We start from the raw sequence: 19,454 nt of genomic DNA, 5'->3' as shown, positions 1-19,454 counted from the left end.
CATCGCTCGCCGCTCATCCCACAACTGCGCCATGAGCACCGCCGCCTCCCTTCTGCCCGTCGACACCGTGGATGCCTGCATCGTCGGCGATGATCCCGGCGGTCTCTCCGTCGCCCTGACGCTCGCCGCCTGGGGCGCACCGGTGGCGCTGATCCGGCCTCCTGCGGCGGGCCTGACCCTCCAGGGACTGGCGCTGCGCCTCACCGTGCTGCGCGACGCGACCGCCGAGGCGGCCGTCTGCTCCTGGCCGGCGGTGCAAGACCGGGTCGCGGCGGCCGTGCGCCGTCACGCCGTGGAAGAGGCCTCGCACCGCCTCGCCGCGGCCGGCATCCGCGTCATCGAGGGCGCGGCGACCTTCACCGGCCCGCGCAGCATCGCGGCGGGAGGGCGCGTCGTCCAGGCCCGCCGCTTCGTCATCGCCACCGGCTCGCAGCCGCAGATGCCGACGATCCCCGGCCTGGCCGACATCCCCGTGCTGACGACGGACACGGTCTGGGATCTCGCCGTGCTGCCGTCCCATCTCGCGGTCATCGGCGGCGATGCCGCCGCCGCCGCCCTTGCCCAGGGCTTCCGCCGGCTAGGCGCCCGCGTCAGCCTCTTCGCCGCCGAAGGCCTGCTGCCGGGCTTCGACGCCGACATGGCCGCCGCCCTGCGCGACCGGCTCGTTGCCGACGGGGTCGCGCTCTTCGAACAGGCGCGCGTCACCGGCGTGGCGCCCCAGGCCGACGGCATCGCCCTCCAGGCCAGCCGGGGAAACGAGGACGGGGCCCTGGTCGTCTCGCATGTCCTGGTCTCGGCCGGACGGTTGCCAGCCCTCGCGGCGCTCGGCCTCGAGGCAGCCGGCATCGTCCACGGGCCGGCGGGCATTCCGGTCGATGCTGCGCTGCTGACGGCGAACCGGCGCATCTTCGCCCTCGGCGAGACGGGCGACCCGGCGGCCGATGCCGGCCTGTCCGCACGCCAGGGCGCGCTGGTGGCGCAGAACATCCTCTTCCGCAAGGCGGTGCGCGGCGGCGACCTCCTGCCCATGCGCCTCGCCCACACCACGCCGGCCGTCGTCGAACTGGGCCTCGGCGAGACCGAGGCGCGGCGCCGTGACCCGCGCTGCCGCGTCCTGCGCCTGCCCGCCGCGGCGAGCTTGCCGGCCGGCGACGCCGGGGCTTTGGAGGGCCATGTGAAGCTGATCGTCACGGCCAAGGGGCGCATGGTCGGGGCGGCGATTCTCGGGCGGGATGCGGCGGCGATCGCCGCGCCCATCGCCCTCGCCATCGGCGCCGGCCTGAAGGTCCACCATCTTGCTGCCATCCAGTTGCCCTATCCGAGCGTATCGGACATGGGCAGACGGGCCGCGATCGCCTATTTCGGGGACCGGTTGTCGAATCCCTCGATCAGGCGGACCATCCGTCTGCTACGCTGGTTCGGCTGAGACAGGACTGACGGAACGCCGGATGGACGACAGGACGGATGATCGCCAGGCCCGGACCGCGGCACCGTTGCCGCGCCCGGCCGGCATCGACCCGGCGGTGCTGGACGCGGCGGCGCCGGTGCCCTCGCGCGGCGTCGGCCTCTCCGGCAAGCTGCTGATCCTGACGACCCTGTTCATTCTCATCGCCGAAGTCCTCATCTATGTGCCGGCGGTGGCCAATTTCCGCAATTCCTGGCTCGACGACCGCCTGGCCGCCGGGCGCACCGCCGCCCTCGTCCTCGAGGCGGCGCCGAGCGGCATGGTGCCGGAAGCCCTGGTGCGCGAACTCCTCGACAGCACCGGTGCCAAGGCGGTGGCCCTGAAAACCGGCCCGGCCCGTCGCCTCCTCGCCGCATCCGACGAACTGCCGGAGGTCGGTGTGACTTTCGACATGCGCAACCAGCCGATCTTCCGCTCGATTCCGGAGGCTTTCGCGACGCTCTTCGCCGAGGACGGGCGCACCATGCGGGTGATGGGCGAGGCCCGCCGCGCCGGCGACTTCGTCGAGATCGTCATGGACGAGACGCCGCTGCGCCGCGCCCTGCTGGCCTTCTCCAAGACCCTGCTGATCTATTCGCTGTTCATCTCGGTGCTGTCGGCGGCACTGGTCTATGTCACGCTGCACCTGATGTTCGTGCGCCCGATGCGGCGGCTCACCAACACGATGATCGCCTTCCGCGAGAATCCGGAGGACATCAGCCGGGCCATCGTGCCCACCGGCCGCAAGGACGAGGTCGGCGTCGCCGAGTACGAGCTCCAGTCCATGCAGCATTCCCTGCACGACATGCTGGCGCAGCGCTCGCGCCTCGCCGCCCTCGGCCTCGCCGTCTCCAAGATCAACCATGACCTGCGCAACCTGCTGGCCTCGGCGCAGCTCTTTTCGGACCGGCTCGCCAATGTGCCCGACCCCACCGTGCAGCGCTTCGCGCCGAAGATGATCCAGGCGCTCGACCGCGCCATCGCCTTCTGCCAGTCGACGCTCTCCTATGGCCGCGCCCACGAGGCCCCGCCCCAGCGCCGCCCGGTGGAACTGGCGGCGCTCGCCGAGGAGGTGCGCGAGACCATGGGGCTCGGCGAGGAGGCGCGTATCGGCTTCGTCACGGCGGTGGAGGAGGGGATCGTCCTTGATGCCGATCCCGACCATCTCTTCCGCGTGCTCCTGAACCTGGCCCGCAACGCCCATCAGGCGCTCGAATCGCGCGCGCCCAACGATCCCGCCCGCGACCACATCCGCATTGCCGGGCGGCGCGAGGGCGCCGTCGCCGTCATCGAGGTCTCCGATACCGGTCCCGGCGTGCCCGAGCGCGCCCGCCAGCACCTGTTCGAGGCCTTCCAGGGCTCGACGCGTCCCGGCGGCACCGGCCTCGGCCTGGCCATCGCCGCCGAACTGGTGCGCGCCCATGGCGGCACGATCACCCTGGCGGAGGGCACGCTCGGCGCCACCTTCCGCATCACCATTCCCGACCGGCCCATCGACCTCGCCTCGGCCCGCCGCGCCCATCGCAAACGCGCCTGAATGCACCTGCGCCCCGGGGCGGTGGAGAAGTCCCGATCCCCGCCCGACCCTCTTGCAATCGATTTCGAAACAGCGTATCCGACCGCCTCCATGCGAGAGGCACCTTGCTTTTCGGATGCGGCGCGCGCCCGTAGCTCAGCTGGATAGAGCACCAGACTACGAATCTGGGGGTCAGAGGTTCGAATCCTTTCGGGCGCGCCATTTAACCCTTCAAAAACAATGACTTATAACGGCGGCTTGGTTTGGTAGCTGGCGGCTAGCTACCATTTAGCAACCGCCGGATTGTCAGCGCCCGGCAGCGCCGTGCATCGTCAGCGGCTGATCAGTCACCCGTTCGACGTATGCCGTTGTTGCGGAGAACAGGCCCGGCGCGGGCGCAGCGGGAGCGTGTGAAGGTCCGCCCCGCCCGTCACGAGAGCGCGGCTAGAGGACGGCCCCGCGGTCTGTGAACGGCGCTACCGGCCCGGCCGGAAGTTCAGGCGCTTGGCTTCCGCTGCGGCCATGAGGATGGTGTCGGCGCTCATGATCGCGACGTTGAACGCAGCGTCCAGCGCCGGGGACTTGTCCGCCAGATGTTCGAGATAGGCCACCCCGAGCTTCAGGTTGTCGCGGCCGCCGGGCATCCGGTGGAACAGTTCGCGGACTTCGACCAAGTGCCGGTCAACGGCCGCGTCGCCAGCCTTCAGAGCGTCGGTGATCCGCTTGTCCTGGGTGATGCCTTGCACCGCAGATTGGACGAGCCGGGCATCTAGGCCGGCGGCGCTGGCGACTTGGCCGAATGCGTCGCGCTCGGCTTGGTCCGCGAATACGTCCGACCGGAGGGCCGTGTATTCAGCCGGTGGGGTTTGGCCAGCCGGCGGCGCGTCATTCGCGTTCGGGTCCATGCGCTTCGCCGTGGCCTCCCCGTCCAACGCGGATTGGGCCTGGCGCTGGCGCGCATCGTCCGCGCCGCGCCCGCCAAGTGCGTCCCAGCCCGAGCCGCCGGTCTCGATCTCCCGGTTGACTGCTTGCGCGAGCCTGATGCGCTGGTCGTGGGTGATGCCTGGCGCGTTGCCGCGCCGAGCAAGCTCCTGCATCGCGCCGAGGCTATCGGCGGGGGGGCCGGCCGGCGCGCCGCCATTGGTCGGGATCGGGGCTTCGCTCATGGCGTGACGGTCCTGTGATTGCTGGCGAGGAAGGACAGGGCGTTGATTTGCGGCGACGGCTTCAGCCGGGCGGGCGCGACGCCTTCGCAGCGGAAGGCGATGCGCTTGGTCCCGTCCTGAAGGATGGCGAAGCGCGTGGCGGGCATGTCGGGACGGAGCACGATCAAGGCCACATCCGGCGGAAGCTTCACCTGAAGCGGGGCCATGTCCGCCCCGTGCTTGATCTGGCGAAGGTTGGCGTAGAGTCGGCCTTCCGGCGCTGGCGCGACCGATACGGCTTCTTCGTCGTCGTTCAGGTGGAGATGGCCATGGCCGGACAAGGCCAACGCTTCGCCGGCCGCAAGCGCCAGTTCGAAAGCCGCGCCGGGGCGGGCGTGTTCTGCGGCATAGAGTGCGGCTTCGGCGGGCGTCATCGGCTCGCGCCCCAATCGTGCTTGTCGAGGGGCGACGTGTTCGGCCACCCCAGCGTGAGCTTTCGCCGGTCGACAGTGTCGACGGTCAGTCGTTCGGCATTGAGGGGGCGTGGGATCACGAGCACGGCGTCCATGGGAAGCTGCTTGCGCGCGATCCGGTCGACCGCTTCGCCCGTGTCGGGATCGACGGCCGCGCCGGGGCGAAGCAGCGTCACCACGAGGTTGCGCCGGGGCGGCGGGGTCACCGTCCAACCGTGCGGGGCTTCTTCGACCTTCAGCGCGCCGCCGGCCGTGACTGTCATCTGGTCGCCCTGGCTGATGGCCAGCGTTGCGGCCGTGGCATCAGACGCCAAGGCGTCCAGCACGGCGAAGGCGTTGTCCGGCGCGCCGCTGGCGAGCGAACCTGAACGCGCATGGTCGAAGCGGTGGAAGCCCATAACGGCTCATCCTTCAGGGTAGCTTGGTGAAGACGCGCGACCCGGCCGCGAGGGCATCGCGGTAGACCGCGCCGGACGCGATCAGGTGGCCATTGTTGAGCGGGTTGGTGATGTTGTGGCCGGGCCGCAGAATGGCCACGCGCATCGCGCCAGCGTTGGCGGTGATCTCGATTTGCGCGCCGCCTGATGGGATGGCCGCCGTCACGGCCGGAACCTCAACCCATGCGGCGGTTTCGGTCGGGGTCAGCGACGCGAGCACGGTCCCGGCCGCACTGGCGGGTCCAGTCGATTGCAGCAAGCGAACTTGGCTCATGGGGTTCAATCCTCCCATTCGGTCGGCTTGGGGGGCGTCACGGCGGCCTTGGCGGCGTCCGTCACGGGCAGGCCGAAGCGCTCAACGAGGGCGGCCAAAGTCTGCCGGTAGTCGGACGGCTCGAACAGCGGCCGGGCGACGACGCCCGTCTTGGCGAGCAGCCAGGTCGCGGTCGCCTTCAGGGACTGTTCCCCGAGCAGGTCGTGACCGAAGACCTGATTGCGCAGATCGGCGGGCGTCGCGACCGATGCGTTGACGATGGCCTGCTTCAGCGCGGCGAGATTCTCAGCAAAGGCGGCTGCGGCTTCGTCCGCCTTGCGCGCGGCGACTGTAGCGTCTGCCAATGCCTTCGCCGCTGCCTTCAGGCGCTGCACTTCGGCCGCGATCCGCTTGGCCTCATCCAGCTTCGCGGCATCGGCTTCCACGGTCGCCAGTGCGGACCGCACGGCGGCCAACTCAGCTTCGAGCCGGACCACGATCCCTGTGGCCTGATCCTTCGTCGCAAGGTTCGCCTTGGACGCTTCAAGGGTCGCAGCGGCGATGGCCCGGTTACGGTTCGCGGTGGCGTCCGCCATCTCGCGACAGAGCTTGTCGATCTGCCCTTGCAGGGCGGCTTGCTGCATGGCCAGCGTGTGCCGGCTGTCTTCGGGACTGGTTTTGGCGGCGGCGCTCATGTTGATGACCCTCTGGCTGGTCATCAATTTACTCAAACATTTCAGTCTATCCAAACGGTAAAACGTTTATTTACTGCATATAATTCTATGCGTCTGCGTAGACGTTATTAGATTTTGCTAGACGATGTGAGGCTGCGACATAAGATCAGCGCTTCGGTTGATGGCGTTTTGGCGGATGGCCATGGGCTTGAGGCGAGCGGCTGATGCGCCTGGTTTGACTGGGGCGGACAGGTCGCCGGTTCGGGGTGGGCCGGATGGCGAAGGCTGGGGCGCTGGTTCGGCTGGGCCGCGCGAAAAGCAAGGCGGAAAGCTTCACCGGGAGCGAAAATCGGCCCCGGCATGTGAACGAAAACCCGCGCCATGCGGATGGCGACGCCGTGGGGAGGGCCGGGTGCCTTTCGCGCGCATTGGCGGCGGGCGGTTCTCGCACCACTATCGGGCGGGCTTCGGCGGAGGCTGGCGACGGTGACGCGACGGCGGGCCTGCCGAAGCCCATCCGCGAGCGCGGCGATGGCTGAAGCAGGCCAGCGCCAGCCCGGCGGCATGGCGGTTGACGGGGCTTGGACGCGCCGTGGCGGGCGCAAGCGTGGCAGGCTGTCCATATCGATCGAATGCCATGCGCCCGCCACGCGCCGTTCCTGCGAAGCTGGCGAGCGATGGGGCAAACGGGCGGATAGCCAAGGTTGGCGTGCGAGTGCGGTCCGCTCTGTCAACTATCTCAGGAATGTTGACAGATTGGGGTCGATCAGCCAATTTCGCCAGCGGTTTAGGGAGAACAGCGATGGGCCAAACCGATGCGATTGCATACTTCCGCACGTCGTCTGCGGCGAACGTCGGGGCGGACAAGGACACGCTCGCGCGCCAGCGGGAAGCGGTCGATACCTACGCCCGTCTGGCCGGCCTAAAGATCGTCGGCGAGTTCTACGATGCGGCCGTGTCCGGCGCTGACCCGATTGACGCGCGGCCGGGTTTCGCCGCTGCGCTGGAGCGGATCGCCGGCAACGGTGTCCGCACGATCTTGGTCGAAACAGCCAACCGGTTCGCCCGTGATCTGATTGTTCAAGAAACCGGCTTCCGGCTGCTTCAGGAACGCGGCATTGAGCTTGTCGCGACCGACAGCCCGGACGCCTTCATGGACGACACGCCAACGGCGACGCTCATACGGCAGGTGCTCGGCGCGGTCGCGCAATTCGAGAAGGCCATGCTTGTCGCCAAGCTCCGGGGCGCGCGCGACCGCAAGAGCCGCGAGGCCGGGCGGCGCGTGGAAGGCCGCAAGGCGGTGCCGGCGGAAGTCGTGAAGATGGCGCGGCGACTGAACCGGAAAGACCGCAACGGCGGACGGCCAAGTCTCCGCGAGACAGCGGCGCGGCTCGCGGCGGCTGGCCATGTCTCCCCGTCCGGCAAGCCCTACGGCGCGGAAAGCGTGAAGCGGATGCTTGGCGCTCGCCAGCCTGCCACAGCGTGATCGCTGGGGATTGCCGTTCCTGGTTCGTTCAAGAGGGGTCGGGAATCAGGTAGTGATTGGAAGTCCTTCAACTTCCGCGAGCCTCCATGATCGAACTGCCGCCATTCGACGCTCTCGCTCTGTCTCTGCATCACGCGCCCGGTACGCAAGCGCTGCTAGTCGGCTCTGGCCTTTCACGAGCGGCCGGTATTCCGACCGGCTGGGAAATCACGCTGGACTTGGTAAGGCGCTTGGCGGCCCTGAAGGGCGTCACGGATCACCACGATTGGGAACAGTGGTTTCGTGACGAGCACGGCGACAAAGAGCCGAGCTATTCCGAGTTGCTGGACGCGCTCGCGTCCACGGCCGCCGAACGTCGCACGATCCTCCACGGCTATATTGAACCGCCGGAAAGCGACGAGGAAAGCCGTCGACCGACCAAAGCGCATCAGGCCATTGCACGGTTGGTGAAGGCCGGTGCGGTCAAGGTCATCGTGACGACGAACTTCGACCGGCTGATTGAGAACGCTCTGCGGGACGAAGGAATTGAACCGACCGTCATCGCCAGCGAAGACGCCATCGCGGGCGCGGAACCGCTGGTTCACGCCCGGTGCACCGTCATCAAGGTACACGGCGACTATCTCGATACGAGAATCAAAAACACGGATGGCGAGCTTGCCAGCTACGGGGCGGCCATGAACGCCCTGCTAGATCAGGTCTTCGACAATTTCGGTCTGACCGTGGTCGGATGGTCCGGTGAGTGGGACACTGCCTTGCGCGACGCCATTGCGCGTCAGCCGAACCGACGCTTCCCGGTCTACTGGGCGGCGCGCGGCAAAATCGGTCCGCTCTCGCAAGACCTGATCGATCGACGCGGCGGGCGAAGCGTGGCCATCACTGATGCGGACACATTCTTCGTGAAGCTGGAGCAGCAGCTAGTCGCGCTGAAGCAAGCATCGCGCCCGCATCCGCAAAGCATCGAAATGGCCATCGCGCTTGCCAAGCGCTACTGCCGAGACGACCGCTACGCGATGGAGTGGGCCGAGTTCCTGCACGTCGAAGCCGAGAAGATCAGGCGATTCGTGACCGGCCCGGAGTTTCCCACGACAACGGACGCCGATGCGCTCAACGGTCTTGTTGCCGCATTCATCGCCAGAACAGAAGTTCTTCGCCGCGCGTGTCTTGTTTGCGGTCGCTGGGGGACGGAAGAAGCAAACTACGCCGTCGCAAAGTCAATTAAATCACTCGTCATTTCCCCTGAGATTGGCGGCGGCTTGGTCACTCTAATAAACTTGCGAGATTTTGCTGCTAGTTGTTGCTTCTATTGGAATATAGCTGGATTGCTAGACCGCGAAAAATGGAATCAAATTCACGCATTATTTCAAACTAAAATCAAAACCAGAAACGGCGAGGCAACTCTTGTTGATAAAATGCCTCTAGCTGCGTTTGAAGACAACAATTGGAAGTGGATAACTGGGTTAGATATGCACAAGACCCCGGCCAGCGACTTCCTGTTTAAAATTTTTAGCGCTGAAGCAACCGATATACAGGTCAGCAGATCGAGTACGGAAGAGCTATTCGATAGAGTAGAGGTCCAAATCTCTATCGGATTTGCTTACAACCGCGTCCTTCATTCGGACAATTATGCTTGGTTCTGGATGCCCCCTGGGAGGTTCGTTTGGAAGCACGAAACCAATCCGCTGCAAGCCGAGTTAAAGCGCATCGCGGAATTGACCGACGAAGATCCCTTTTTCAAAGCAAAGCTGCTGGGCGGCAGCAAGGCGACGGCGAAACCCGTTACGGATGCCATTAGCAAATTCTCGCAAGAGAGCAGGCGAGCGTTCCGTTAGTTGGCCGGATAGGGCGCTGAAACTCGCGGCGGGCGGGATCGCGCAACAGCCGGGCCAATGCCTGTCGGCAAGGCTCATGGTGGCCATAGGCCCCGCGCAATTCGACTGATCCGACCGAACCGTCATCGCGCTCGCGCGCGAGGGCTATCAACCCGCGACCTGCGATCAGCCGTCCCGTCCGAGCGCCGTTGCACTGATCTGCCATCGGTCAAGCTTCCTTCACGGTCATGGGCTTGGACCGGATCGCCTGCCCCAATTCGGCCGCCCTCGCGCTGCTCCCCCTTAAGGGGGAGCAAACTGCGCAAAGTGGGTTTTGCGCAGCTTTGCGCAGTTAAATGCGCAGTTTTGCTTCCAAATAAGTCATTGATTTATTGTAATCTTTTGCGGTCTTCATACTAGCAGTGCGCAGTTGTGCGCAGTGCGCAGCTCATGCGCAGTTGGTGCGCAGTACCGCCTGAACTGCGCACCAACTGCGCACGCTCAATCCGCCGCTTTCGCGCTTTCATATCCTATGGCCGCCTCACCTGAACACGAAACCCGCGACGGTTAACCGGGCGGGTCGCAGTGAAGCTTCCTTGACCGAAGCACCTAATTCGAACGGAGCCGCTTCCCTGCTAACGGCAATAGTCGGTCTGGATAACTTTCCCAGACACGAATAGTTGGATCAGTCTCTGGCCACCAATGAGCGCTCGGAAGGCCGGCCCGCCGGACGCAGCCATTCCTTCGATCACATAGCCATCGCCGACCCGCCGAACACGATCCACGCGGTAGGGCTTATCGCCGTCTTCAGCCTTCGCGATCAGCGATCGCGCGAAGCTGTCAAAGACTATGAGATACTGCCGTCTCGGATTCTCGCAGACCATGGATATCGTCTCAGCCTGCGCAGTTGTAGCCAGAGACGCACAGACAGCGACGGCTCCAACGAATCGGATCATGGCAAGCGTCGCTTTTTCGAGAAAGCCGAGCGGGCGTGGACTGCACAATACGAGGGTGCGGTTCCTGTGCCTAGAGCGTGACGGCCTCGCTGAAGTCGGACGGCTTCGCTCCTTGCGGATGTAGCGCCAGCACCACGCGGACTTGTCGACGCTCGCGGTCGCGGCCGTCATCTGAGCATGCGAGCCGGGCGTTGACGCGATGCAACTGCGCCCGGACCTTGGCGCGGTCCGGTGCCGCGAGCTTCAGAAAGCCGCTACCCGTGCCGAACGGAATGCCGAACGCCTCCGCGATGGCTCGATAGATGCTGTCACGCGACCGGCCCTCGTCCATGCGGAAGCAGCCGCCCGGCGTGTCGGCGGAGTTTGGCCCGTCGCCATCCGGCCCGCCCCGGATGATCTCGGCAAGGCGCGCGTCCGGGTCTTCCGGCTTCTCCTGTCCGCCGATCACCATGGATCGCGGCTCCACGACGCAAGCCGTCACAGCGTCGCCGTCTTCGTCCTGGCCCAACGTGACCGGCGCGAGCCGGAAGCCACCGAGCTTCCCCGTCTCGCCATCGCGCGCCTTGTGGATGGACAGCACGCCGGTCGATGCGCCGCCGTCGCGCTTCACTTCGAAGATCAAATCGGTATTGCCCTCGAATGCGCCCGCGCCCCGGAACGTCTCGCCGTCCTTGCGCGGGTGATGGACCGCCAGCCCGAACGCCCCGACGCTCCCCGCAAAATCCGCCAGCGCCTTCAACGCAGCCGCGACCTTGGCATTGGCGTTTTCGTCGTCTACCAGGCCGGAAGCTGAGATGGTGTCGAGCACCACAAGCCCGATGCCAAAACCGTGGCGCTCGCGGCACTCGGCGTCCGCCTTGGCGAGTTCCGACCGCAGGGACGCAAGGCCGCTCACGCTCAACGCCCCAATGTCCCAAGCCTCAATAGCCGGCGCGGTGCCGTTGCCAGCCAATGCGTCTAGCCGGGTGCCAAGCGAACCGGCCCCCTCGCACGCTAGGATAAGCGTCCCGGCCCGACCCTTTGTCCGCCGGCCGAACCAGTCGCGCCCACCGGACAGGTGCGCCGCCAAATCCAGCACCAAGGTCGATTTGCCAGCGCTAGGCGGGCCGAAGATCATGCCGACGCCGGTTGCAGGCAACACGCCCTTAATCCGCCATGCTACAGGCGGGCGCATCTCGCCAGCCCTGATCTTCCGCCGGATCAACGGCGATGGCGCGTCGCTTCCCTGCCATGCGGCTTCCGCCGTGGCGGGGCCGTCCAGCGTCACCGCGTCGCCGAACCCGGCCGCGAGCGCCTCCGTCGACTTCACGGCGGGCTGGTTCTGGCCATACGTGAAGGCATTGGCGACCTTGGCAGAAAGCCCGGCGTCGTCCCATGGCGGCGAACATCGCGCGTTCCAGTGCTCGCGCATGAGGTCCAGCGCGGTCGGTTCCGTCAGCCCCATGTCGCGAAGCTCACACGCCACCTTGTAGGTTGCCGCGTCGCCACCTTGCCCCTCGACGGCAGGTGGTGCGTTCGCGAGCCAATAGCGGGCGCGGGCCAGATCGGCGGGCGCGTCCTGTTCGGCGGCCGGCGGCGCGTCGCTACGCTCGCGCGGCTGGCCACATCGCAAGATCAGGCTTTCCGGCGCGGCTGCGGCCGGGAGATCGGACACGATCTCGTAGGGGCCGGCATAGCCCTTCTTGCCGCTGGGGTCCGCAAAATAGCTGCCCGGCCCGACGACGTAGCCGCCGGCCGAACGGATATCGACGCCCGGCGCGATCCGGTCGACCGATTGCGCTACGTCCGGTCCGGTAAGGTAAAGGTGCAACCCGCCACCGGGCGTCTTGACGGCAAACGTCTCGGGTAAGCCAAGCGTCTTCAGCGCCTCGTGGCCGCCCTTCGTCGCGTCCACATCTACGATGATCAGGCCAGCGCCTGCCGCTATGCCGTAGTTCATGGCCGGATCGTCCGCGAACCAAGTTCGGATCGTCGCAGCGTCGGTCGTGGCGCGCGTAACGCCAGCGACCCCCCTGGGCGGCTCCTTTGATCCGGGCAAGAGCGGGAAGACCCGCAAGCCGCGAACCGCCATGGCGAGCGCCAGCGCGAGCCGTCTAGACGTATCGTCAGCGCGGCCGTTGCTAAGGACATGCTCGTACGGGGCTTCATCCCATAGGCTCGCGTCCTGATGGCCGGCAGCGACGCCCGGCGCGCTTTCGGGAAAGACCCGATCAAGGAAGTTCTCATCAGCCATGACGACCGCCCTTGCGGCGAGCGGCGACTTTTGAGGCGGACGGCGGGCCGGTCGGTCGATGGGCAGGGGCGACAACCGATCCGGCTGGCGCATCTTCGGGAGTGGTCGACGGGGCTGGCGGCCGGGTGGTGCCGGGCTCACTGACGACGACCTGAAGGTCGCCTAGCAGGGGATCGTGGATGACTGTGGCAACAGACTTGCGTGCATGGTTCGGCATGTTGAGGGCTCCTAGGGCGTGACCTGCCAGTCGCGCCGGTGTGATTGAAAATGTCTTTGATCTTCGCGGCCTCGCCTTACCCGGCGGGGCCGTCGTCATCTTCGTCGGCCACGCCATGAGCCGGCCGCGCTCCGAACCGGAGCAACGCTTCATCCGACGCCGCATAGAGCGCTTCGCCCGGAGAGACAGGACGGCCGCCGCCAGAGACTGGCGCGACCCATATGCGCCGGTATCGCTTCCCGCCCGCACGCCATACGACAGCCCAAAGCCGCCCGGTCAGGTGTTCAAGCTTCCGGGCCATCGTTGGTCTGTTCGGGTTCTAGATCGCCTTTAGGCCGCGCGTCCGTAGGTTCGGCCGGCGGCGAAATTGGCGCGAGCAACACAGAAGGCCAGTCCGGTCGGGTGTCACGAACGGCTGCGAGCCTTTGCAACGCGACCGCTTGCATGATGGTCGGCTTAGGCGGCGTTCGCATCGGCCGCCTTCCGGGCGGCTTCGGCCGTGTTCGAGGATGTGCGGGCCGCAAGCCAGCGCTCGAAAGCGTCGACCTCGTAGAGAACGATGGTGCTGGACGGCTTCGCGAAGGGCGGACCGTCACCACGGCAACGCCATTGGGCAAGGGCAGATTCGGAAATGCCGTAGCGCTCGGCAATGGCGCTAGGCCGCAGATACTTCGGATTGGACATTGGGGCGGTGCTCCGGTTTGCCGCTGGGTTAGCGGCGTGGCCAGACAATGCAGCGCGCTAAAGGGGTCAGAATATCCGCCAAATCAGTCTTTAATTCGTGCTCCGCTTTTCGGCTTTCGTCCGACTTGAATACGCGCAAGCGTGACTTTTTGCGCTTGGCCAGCCGTTTGCATCTCATCGCCTAAAGTTCCCAATTCGGCGGTGCGGACGGAAGCTTCCCTTGCTTGCGCCCCGTTATTGCTAGCCAGCCTGCGCGCGATCTTTTCCATACGCGAGCGCCCGCGCTGGTGGCCGCCATCCTTGGCGCGATCCGACAACGGTTCGGGCGCTTCATGCCCACAGTCTCGGGCGTTCTCTGCAAGTGAAACCGGGCGCATCTGCCCTGTCGCTAGATCGGTTTCCCAAATCGTCTGGACGGGGATGAAGGAGCGGCCGCCATTCGGCTTAGCCGCCGTGTTTTCTGCTTCGGCTTCGCGCTCTTGCCTTAGCGTCAAGTCGTCGCTTGCCAGCCTTGCCGCTTCCCGCCTCGCATCCTCTGGCGAGTGGCCGGCGCGAACGAGTTGCGCCTCCCACTCGGCGGCGACGCGCACCGCATAGTCGACGCCGATTTCAGTCGGGTAACGCCCTGCCGACCGCCGTTCGATTTCACCCGTTTCCTGAAGCAGCTTCTGTTCCGCCCGTGTAAGGCGCGATTTGCCGGGCGCGAGCTTCGCCCTCGCCTCATCAAGGGTCTTCCGTGGCCTGCCTCTTTTGCGCTTCACATCGTCGGTCATCAGCGTCCGCCAATCGCAGCCGCGAGCTTCTGCCCGACAAGATCGGTTGCGGCCCGCACCGGGTCGACCGCGAGATGTGCATAGCGTTCGGTCGTGCTCGTCTGCGAATGGCCAAGCAGCTTGCCAATGACAGGAAGCCCGATGTTCGAAGCCGCCGCGACCGACGCGAAGGTGTGCCGCAGATCGTGAAGGCGGACGTTCTCCAGCTTCGCCCGCGTCGCCACAAGCGCCCATGGCCGCTTCAGGTCGGATCGCGGTTGCTCGTCTTCGGTCCCGACGCTCGCGCCCGCGATCACATAGCGGCCAAAGCGCGGAAGGTCGGTCAGAAGCTGGACGGCCGCCCCGTTCAACACCAGCGCCTTTCGGCCGGTCTTAGAGTCCGGCAGGAACAGAATGCCGCGCTCCAGATCGACATGTCGCCATTCGAGATGCAGGATTTCGCGAAGCCGTGCGCCGGTCAGGATCAAGAGCCGCAGCGCGGCGGCGGCGGCAGGCGCGATCTTCGTCCGCTGATTGCCCTCCCTGGGCAGATGCTTGGCTGTGGCCTTCGCCTTCGTCGTCTCGCGCACATTCCATGGGATGCCGACCGTCTCGGCTTCACGGATGGCGTCGCCCAAGCGCGCGAGTTCGTCAGAGGTCAGGTAGCGCTCGCGGGCTTCCTCTCGATACCGCTCGACCGGGCGCGCCGGGTTTGGCCCATCGGGGAGACGCTTCGTCTTCGCAGCCCATGAATAGATGCTCGACAGGACCGCTACCACACGGTTGCCGGTCGGCTTCCGCTTCGCGCCCGCGTGCCATTTCTCGACTTCAGCCGAAGTCAGTGCGTTGGCCTTCAGGTGGCCGAACGCTGGCTTGATGTGCGTCTCGATAATCATCCTGTAGTAGTCCGCCGTCGAGGCCTTCCGCTTGACGGTGGCGTGCTCCTTCAAAAAATCGTCGGCAAGCTGACCAACGCTCGGGGCGCTCTTTTCGTCAGCGCGTCGTTCAGCCGGATCACGGCCGCCAGCAATTTCGCCAAGCAGACGCTTGGCCTCGTTCCGGGCTGTGTCCACGGTCCAAGGCGAACCGTGCCGACCGATAGTGAGGAAGCGCTGACGGCCGTTCACGCGGGCCTTCAACACGAAGACCGGATCGCGCGATTGCCGCCTGACGCCGAAGCCTCGCACGGCTTGATCCCAAAGAACGCCACCGGTCGGCAGATCGTCGACAGCGGATTTCGTCAACTTCACGGTCGGCATTGCCTTCGCCCTTCGGTCCGGGGCAGCTACCAATTAGCTACCACTAGCGCAGCAATTACTCGCATTACAGTGAAAGACAAATGGACCTAAATAATTAATATGTCAACGTGACCCAATGCGATGCATCTAGTGTAGCAAGACTACGAATCTGGGGGTCAGAGGTTCGAATCCTTTCGGGCGCGCCATTTTCGCTGATCTCCCGCCGGCACCACCCACTTCGCCGATGACCTCTCCGGCAAGGTGCTGATCGAGGCCAATGGCGCGAACGGCGCGACGGTCAGGGAATACGTCTGGTTCGACGACATGCCGCTGGCGATCGTCGCGAATGTCGACACAGCCTCGCCGCAGCTGCTGCATGTCCACGCTGATCACCTCGACCGGCCGATCATGCTGACCAACGGTTCCAAGGCGAATGTCTGGGAGGCGGTTGACCGGCCCTTCGGCGAGGTCCACGCCATCACCGGCACGGCGACCCAGACCCTGCGGTTCCCCGGCCAGTACTTCCTGTTCGAGACCGGGCTGGCGCAGAACGCGGCCCGCTGGCCCCGACAGGTCGGATGACCCACGGCGATCATCCGCTGGTCGGCCAAGGTCAGGGCGCGCGGATCCGCCCGGTCCGACCGGCATCGACGGGAGCATGCCTGTTCCGCACGGAACTGGCAGCACGCTGTGCTAGCATCATGGTCGCTGCAGTCGCGAACCAATGAGGCGAGGCATTCACGATGGCGTCGGGTCGTTTGCTGGGGTTTCTCGGACTGGGGCTTTGGGCTGTCGGCAGCCTCGGCCTTCCTGCCGCCATGGCGGCCGAGGTCGGCCGCGTCACCGAGGGCCAGGGCCCGGCCTTCGCGGACAATGCCGGCACGACCCGCTCGCTGGTGCGCGAGACCGGCGTCATGCTCAATGATCTCGTCCGGACCGAGCCGGAGGGCCGCGTCGCCATGACCCTGGGCGAGCGCACGACCCTGCGCATGGGCGGCCAGGCGCGCGTCCGCATCGACCGTTTCATCGCCAACCAGGGCGGCACGATCACCATCGGTTCCGGGGCCGTCGGGGTGGATGTGCAGGGCCGCCTGCCGCGGGGGCTGACGGTACGCAGCCCCTATGCGCTGGTGGCGGTCCGAGGCACCCGTTTCGTCGTCGGAAGAGAGCCGGCCCGCGGCTTTTCCGTTCTGGTCGACCAGGGGCGGGTGGATGTGCGGGCGGCGGGCGTGACCGTCACGCTCGGGCCCGGCGAAGGCACGACCGTGGCGCGGCGCGGCCAGAGGCCGGCGCCGCCGACGCCCTGGTCGCGCGAACGCGCCGCCAGTTTCCGGGCCTTGCTGCGCTGACGGCGCGTCAGACCGTGAAGATCGTCCGCGGCGCGGAGGCAGGGCTCGCCTGCCAGGCACCCACCGGCCGCAGATCCTCCGCCTGAAGCCGGGCCGCGGCCTCCGGCCCGATCAGGATCGACGTACCGAAGGTCTTGTTGGCCGCCTCCAGCTTGGCGGCCGCATTGATGGCGGGGCCGTGGGCCGTATAGTCGAGCTTCCGGCCACCGCCGATATCGCCGAGGATGGCGGGGCCCGTCTCGATGCCGATGCGCGTGCGCCCGAGCGCCAGCTTGACGCCCAGCGGGGAGGCCCTCAACCGTTCGGTGGCGGCCAGCATCTGCCGCGCGCAGGCGAGCGCCTTCCGCGGGTGATCGTCGCAGTCCATCGGCGCGTTGAAGAAGGCATGGACAGCATCGCCGACGACCTTGTCGACCATGCCGCCATGGGCAACGATGATCCCGGCGGTCAATTCCACATAGGCGTCGAGCAGGGCGATGAGCTCCTTGGGCGATGCGCGCTCGGTCATGGCGGTGAAGCCCTCGATATCGGTGAAGAGCGCGGTGATCTCGCGCCCCTCGCCGTCGATCTTGAGGCGCGAGGGGTCGTCGGCGATCTTCGCCACGACCTCGGCCGGCAGATGCTGGGCGAAGCGCCGCTCGATCGCCCGCCGCTCGCGCAGCGTGGCCGAGAACAGGATGAGAGCCGTCACCTGGACGGGGACGAGGCCGATGAGCGGCGGGCCGAGGGGGTCGAGCAGCCATCCGCCGAGGCCGAACAGGCCGAGACAGAGCGCGACCCAGCCCGCCGCGAGGACCAGCGACACGCCGGCGGCGATGAAGGGGGACACGACCAGCACAGCCACCATGCCGCCGAGGGCAATGACCAGGGCCGCGGCGATCTCGGCGGACCGGCCATGCGGCGGCCTGACCGGCGCCTGTCCGGCAAGGATCTGTTCCACGCTGTCGGCGAGAATCTGGACCGACGGCATGAAGGGATCGGCATGGGTGGCGCGCAGCCCGCCGATCTCCGGGGCGCTGGCGCCGAGCAGCACGATGCGGTCCTTCAGGGCGGCAGCGTCCTCGCCGCGCAGCAGACGCGCCGCGGAGAGCGTGCGGGCGACGCGGTCGCCGGCCCGGCCATGATGGAGGCGCAGCGACAGGTCGCGCGTCAGCGGGACGGAGGCGTCTCCCACCCTGAGGCGTCCGCCGGGGACATCGATGATCACGCTCGATGCATCGAACCGGGCCTGGACCAGCGCCAGTCCGATGCCGGCCAGAGGCAGACCCTGGGCGCTGACCACGAGCGGACTGGTGACGACCAGCTGGTCGGCCATCTCGTCGCCGGCGAGGAACGAGACGATGCCGATGCCCCGGGCGGCCGAGAGGAAGGGCTCGGGGGGAACGATCACGCCGGGGGATTCAGGCACCTGGACGTCACCGCCATCGCCCACGAGCACGATGGCGAGCGGCGGAACCGTCGCCGTCGTCACCTGTTCCGGATCGAGCACGGCGCCAAGGACCGTCGGCACCTTGCCGATGGCCGCGGCGAGGAGAGGCGCGCCCGCATCATCCCGGCGGTCGGCGAGGACGATGTCGACCCCGAGGGCCTGCGGCGCGGCGGCGGCGATCCTGTCGACCAGCGTGGCGAGCCTGTCGCGTGACCAGGGCCAGGGCCCCATCAGGCCGAGCGAGGCCCGGTCGATATCGACGACCATGACAGGCATGCCGGCCGGTGCGCTGCGCGGTGCGAACCACCCCATCAACGCGAAGCCGCTCTCCCGCAGGCGGCCGGCCGGGCTGGTCTCGATGACGAATGCGACGAACACGCCGAGGATGGCGGCGAGCATGCCCGCCGTGAGAGCGGCCAGCCGCCGGCGGCGGGCGCCTGAGAGGAAGCCCGTCAAATCTCGTCCAACTGGGCAAGTTCCGCCAGCTTCTCGAGGTGGCAGGAATAGCCGGCCTTGGTGCGCACCAGGGCGCCGCGATCGAGCAGCTGGGAGATCGCCTGGTTGACCTTCGGCCGCGTCGCACCGACCAGGGACGCCAGTTCCCCCTGGGAATAGGGCAGGCTGACCTCGATCCTGCCACCCTCCTTGCGGCGATCGACGGCGAGGTGGTGGAAAAGCCGGGCCACCCGCGTCTCGATGCTCATCAGGGCGATCGATTCGAGCTGGGCGGTGGTCTCCCGGAGCCGCGAGCAGAGCCCGCCGATGACGGCCTTCCGGAACGGGCCGGATGCCTCGATCAGTCCCCAGACATCCTCGCGCGCCAGCGTGAAGCCGGCCACCTTGGTGAGCGCCGTGGCATCGGTCGAGCGGGGCTCGCCATCGAGGATACCGAGCTCGCCGAAGACTTCGCCGGCCGCCGCCATGCGGACGGTGACCTCGCGTCCTTCCTCGGTGATCAGCGACAGGCGGACGAGGCCGGAGACGAGGATGACCAGCGAATCCGCGTTCTCCCGCCGCTGGAAAATGGTCTGGCCGCCCGTCCAGGCCTTTGCCCGGGCACGTCCGGCGAGCGATGCGAGCTGATCGCCTGCCTTTCCGAACCAGGGATGGCGCGACAGGATCTCAAGGGCTGGGCTGCTCTCGCTCATCATCGATCCCGTTGGGGGCCCGTCTTTGCGCCGCCAGGCCTTGCTCGCAAGCTCACGCGACCTGCACCACCGGGCGACTGATTCTTCCGCTCCGACGATGGCTCCGCGCCTGCGCGACGTCGGCGGCCACCGTCGATCCCGGCATGATCAGCATGACGGTTCCAGCTTCAAGCAAATTCTTGCCGCCGGCCAGGAGGCAGATCATGCGGGCC

The 19,454-nt window shown here is 66.8% G+C and carries 19 protein-coding genes and 2 tRNA genes; 9 read left to right on the top strand and 12 right to left on the bottom strand.

Going from position 1 to position 19,454, the window contains the following annotated elements; translation table 11 throughout:
- Nucleotides 1-31 precede the first annotated feature (31 nt).
- From Q0C57_RS08645 to Q0C57_RS08635, 3 genes are all read left to right on the top strand, one after another.
- On the top strand, nucleotides 32-1,426 hold the full coding sequence (locus Q0C57_RS08645) for an FAD-dependent oxidoreductase (protein WP_296574978.1): 1,395 nt from the start codon (nucleotides 32-34) through the stop codon (nucleotides 1,424-1,426).
- A gap of 22 nt (nucleotides 1,427-1,448) precedes the next feature.
- Nucleotides 1,449-2,981, top strand: coding sequence for a HAMP domain-containing sensor histidine kinase (locus Q0C57_RS08640; RefSeq protein ID WP_296574975.1), 1,533 nt, complete (start codon nucleotides 1,449-1,451; stop codon nucleotides 2,979-2,981).
- Nucleotides 2,982-3,105: 124 nt separating this feature from the next.
- A tRNA-Arg gene (locus tag Q0C57_RS08635) sits at nucleotides 3,106-3,182 on the top strand.
- 254 nt (nucleotides 3,183-3,436) lie between these two features.
- Here Q0C57_RS08635 and Q0C57_RS08630 read toward each other — a convergent pair.
- Genes Q0C57_RS08630 through Q0C57_RS08610 form a run of 5 tightly spaced genes read right to left on the bottom strand, consistent with a single transcriptional unit; the run spans nucleotide 3,437 to nucleotide 5,987 of the window.
- Nucleotides 3,437-4,126: a hypothetical protein gene (locus tag Q0C57_RS08630; RefSeq protein ID WP_296574972.1), complete on the bottom strand. Its 690-nt coding sequence runs from the start codon at nucleotides 4,124-4,126 to the stop codon at nucleotides 3,437-3,439.
- Complete coding sequence (locus Q0C57_RS08625; protein ID WP_296574968.1) at nucleotides 4,123-4,554, bottom strand: hypothetical protein; 432 nt, start codon at nucleotides 4,552-4,554, stop codon at nucleotides 4,123-4,125. Before Q0C57_RS08625 ends, Q0C57_RS08630 begins: the two co-directional genes overlap by 4 nt.
- The gene (locus tag Q0C57_RS08620) at nucleotides 4,536-4,976 is read right to left on the bottom strand and encodes a hypothetical protein (protein ID WP_296574964.1); all 441 of its coding nucleotides are present in this window, start codon (nucleotides 4,974-4,976) and stop codon (nucleotides 4,536-4,538) included. The genes Q0C57_RS08625 and Q0C57_RS08620 overlap by 19 nt, the downstream gene beginning before the upstream one ends.
- A 13-nt stretch (nucleotides 4,977-4,989) precedes the next feature.
- Complete coding sequence (locus Q0C57_RS08615) at nucleotides 4,990-5,289, bottom strand: hypothetical protein (RefSeq protein WP_296574962.1); 300 nt, start codon at nucleotides 5,287-5,289, stop codon at nucleotides 4,990-4,992.
- A 5-nt stretch (nucleotides 5,290-5,294) separates the two neighbouring features.
- Complete coding sequence (locus tag Q0C57_RS08610) at nucleotides 5,295-5,987, bottom strand: hypothetical protein (protein WP_296574959.1); 693 nt, start codon at nucleotides 5,985-5,987, stop codon at nucleotides 5,295-5,297.
- A gap of 230 nt (nucleotides 5,988-6,217) precedes the next feature.
- On the opposite strand from Q0C57_RS08610, the gene Q0C57_RS08605 reads away from it, so the two are divergent.
- The 3 genes from Q0C57_RS08605 (at nucleotide 6,218) to Q0C57_RS08595 (ending at nucleotide 9,257) form a co-directional block, all read left to right on the top strand.
- A complete protein-coding gene (locus Q0C57_RS08605) occupies nucleotides 6,218-6,481 on the top strand; it encodes a hypothetical protein (RefSeq protein ID WP_296574956.1) in 264 nt (87 codons plus the stop codon).
- 263 nt (nucleotides 6,482-6,744) lie between these two features.
- Nucleotides 6,745-7,428 carry a recombinase family protein gene (locus tag Q0C57_RS08600; protein WP_296574953.1) on the top strand — a complete coding sequence of 228 codons (684 nt, stop codon included), beginning with the start codon at nucleotides 6,745-6,747 and terminating at the stop codon, nucleotides 7,426-7,428.
- A gap of 86 nt (nucleotides 7,429-7,514) precedes the next feature.
- Nucleotides 7,515-9,257: an SIR2 family protein gene (locus tag Q0C57_RS08595; protein ID WP_296574950.1), complete on the top strand. Its 1,743-nt coding sequence runs from the start codon at nucleotides 7,515-7,517 to the stop codon at nucleotides 9,255-9,257.
- Between the two features lie 1,005 nt (nucleotides 9,258-10,262).
- Here Q0C57_RS08595 and Q0C57_RS08590 read toward each other — a convergent pair.
- The 4 genes from Q0C57_RS08590 to Q0C57_RS08575 form a co-directional block, all read right to left on the bottom strand.
- The gene (locus Q0C57_RS08590) at nucleotides 10,263-12,425 is read right to left on the bottom strand and encodes an AAA family ATPase (RefSeq protein ID WP_296574947.1); all 2,163 of its coding nucleotides are present in this window, start codon (nucleotides 12,423-12,425) and stop codon (nucleotides 10,263-10,265) included.
- Between the two features lie 673 nt (nucleotides 12,426-13,098).
- The gene (locus Q0C57_RS08585) at nucleotides 13,099-13,326 is read right to left on the bottom strand and encodes a hypothetical protein (RefSeq protein WP_296574945.1); all 228 of its coding nucleotides are present in this window, start codon (nucleotides 13,324-13,326) and stop codon (nucleotides 13,099-13,101) included.
- 83 nt (nucleotides 13,327-13,409) lie between these two features.
- Nucleotides 13,410-14,099: a hypothetical protein gene (locus Q0C57_RS08580; protein WP_296574942.1), complete on the bottom strand. Its 690-nt coding sequence runs from the start codon at nucleotides 14,097-14,099 to the stop codon at nucleotides 13,410-13,412.
- The gene (locus Q0C57_RS08575; RefSeq protein ID WP_296574939.1) at nucleotides 14,099-15,337 is read right to left on the bottom strand and encodes a site-specific integrase; all 1,239 of its coding nucleotides are present in this window, start codon (nucleotides 15,335-15,337) and stop codon (nucleotides 14,099-14,101) included. The genes Q0C57_RS08580 and Q0C57_RS08575 overlap by 1 nt, the downstream gene beginning before the upstream one ends.
- A gap of 117 nt (nucleotides 15,338-15,454) precedes the next feature.
- Here Q0C57_RS08575 and Q0C57_RS08570 point away from each other — a divergent pair.
- The 3 genes from Q0C57_RS08570 (at nucleotide 15,455) to Q0C57_RS08560 (ending at nucleotide 16,665) form a co-directional block, all read left to right on the top strand.
- Nucleotides 15,455-15,522, top strand: a tRNA-Ser gene (locus Q0C57_RS08570).
- Between the two features lie 55 nt (nucleotides 15,523-15,577).
- The gene (locus Q0C57_RS08565; RefSeq protein ID WP_296574936.1) at nucleotides 15,578-15,898 is read left to right on the top strand and encodes a hypothetical protein; all 321 of its coding nucleotides are present in this window, start codon (nucleotides 15,578-15,580) and stop codon (nucleotides 15,896-15,898) included.
- A 161-nt stretch (nucleotides 15,899-16,059) separates the two neighbouring features.
- A complete protein-coding gene (locus Q0C57_RS08560; RefSeq protein ID WP_296574934.1) occupies nucleotides 16,060-16,665 on the top strand; it encodes a FecR family protein in 606 nt (201 codons plus the stop codon).
- Between the two features lie 7 nt (nucleotides 16,666-16,672).
- Here the strand turns inward: Q0C57_RS08560 and Q0C57_RS08555 are convergent, their stop codons facing one another.
- The 3 genes from Q0C57_RS08555 to Q0C57_RS08545 are packed head-to-tail and all read right to left on the bottom strand — an operon-like array spanning nucleotide 16,673 to nucleotide 19,447.
- Nucleotides 16,673-18,550, bottom strand: coding sequence for a CHASE2 domain-containing protein (locus tag Q0C57_RS08555; protein WP_296574930.1), 1,878 nt, complete (start codon nucleotides 18,548-18,550; stop codon nucleotides 16,673-16,675).
- Nucleotides 18,547-19,242, bottom strand: a complete 696-nt coding sequence (locus Q0C57_RS08550; RefSeq protein ID WP_296574927.1) for a Crp/Fnr family transcriptional regulator — start codon at nucleotides 19,240-19,242, stop codon at nucleotides 18,547-18,549. Before Q0C57_RS08550 ends, Q0C57_RS08555 begins: the two co-directional genes overlap by 4 nt.
- A 52-nt stretch (nucleotides 19,243-19,294) precedes the next feature.
- Nucleotides 19,295-19,447 (bottom strand): hypothetical protein, encoded by a 153-nt coding sequence (locus tag Q0C57_RS08545; RefSeq protein WP_296574924.1) that lies wholly within the window; start codon nucleotides 19,445-19,447, stop codon nucleotides 19,295-19,297.
- Nucleotides 19,448-19,454 lie beyond the last annotated feature (7 nt).

Source organism: Phreatobacter sp., from assembly GCF_022843985.1.
GTDB lineage: Bacteria > Pseudomonadota > Alphaproteobacteria > Rhizobiales > Phreatobacteraceae > Phreatobacter.
This window is presented reverse-complemented; position numbering and strand designations above follow the sequence as displayed.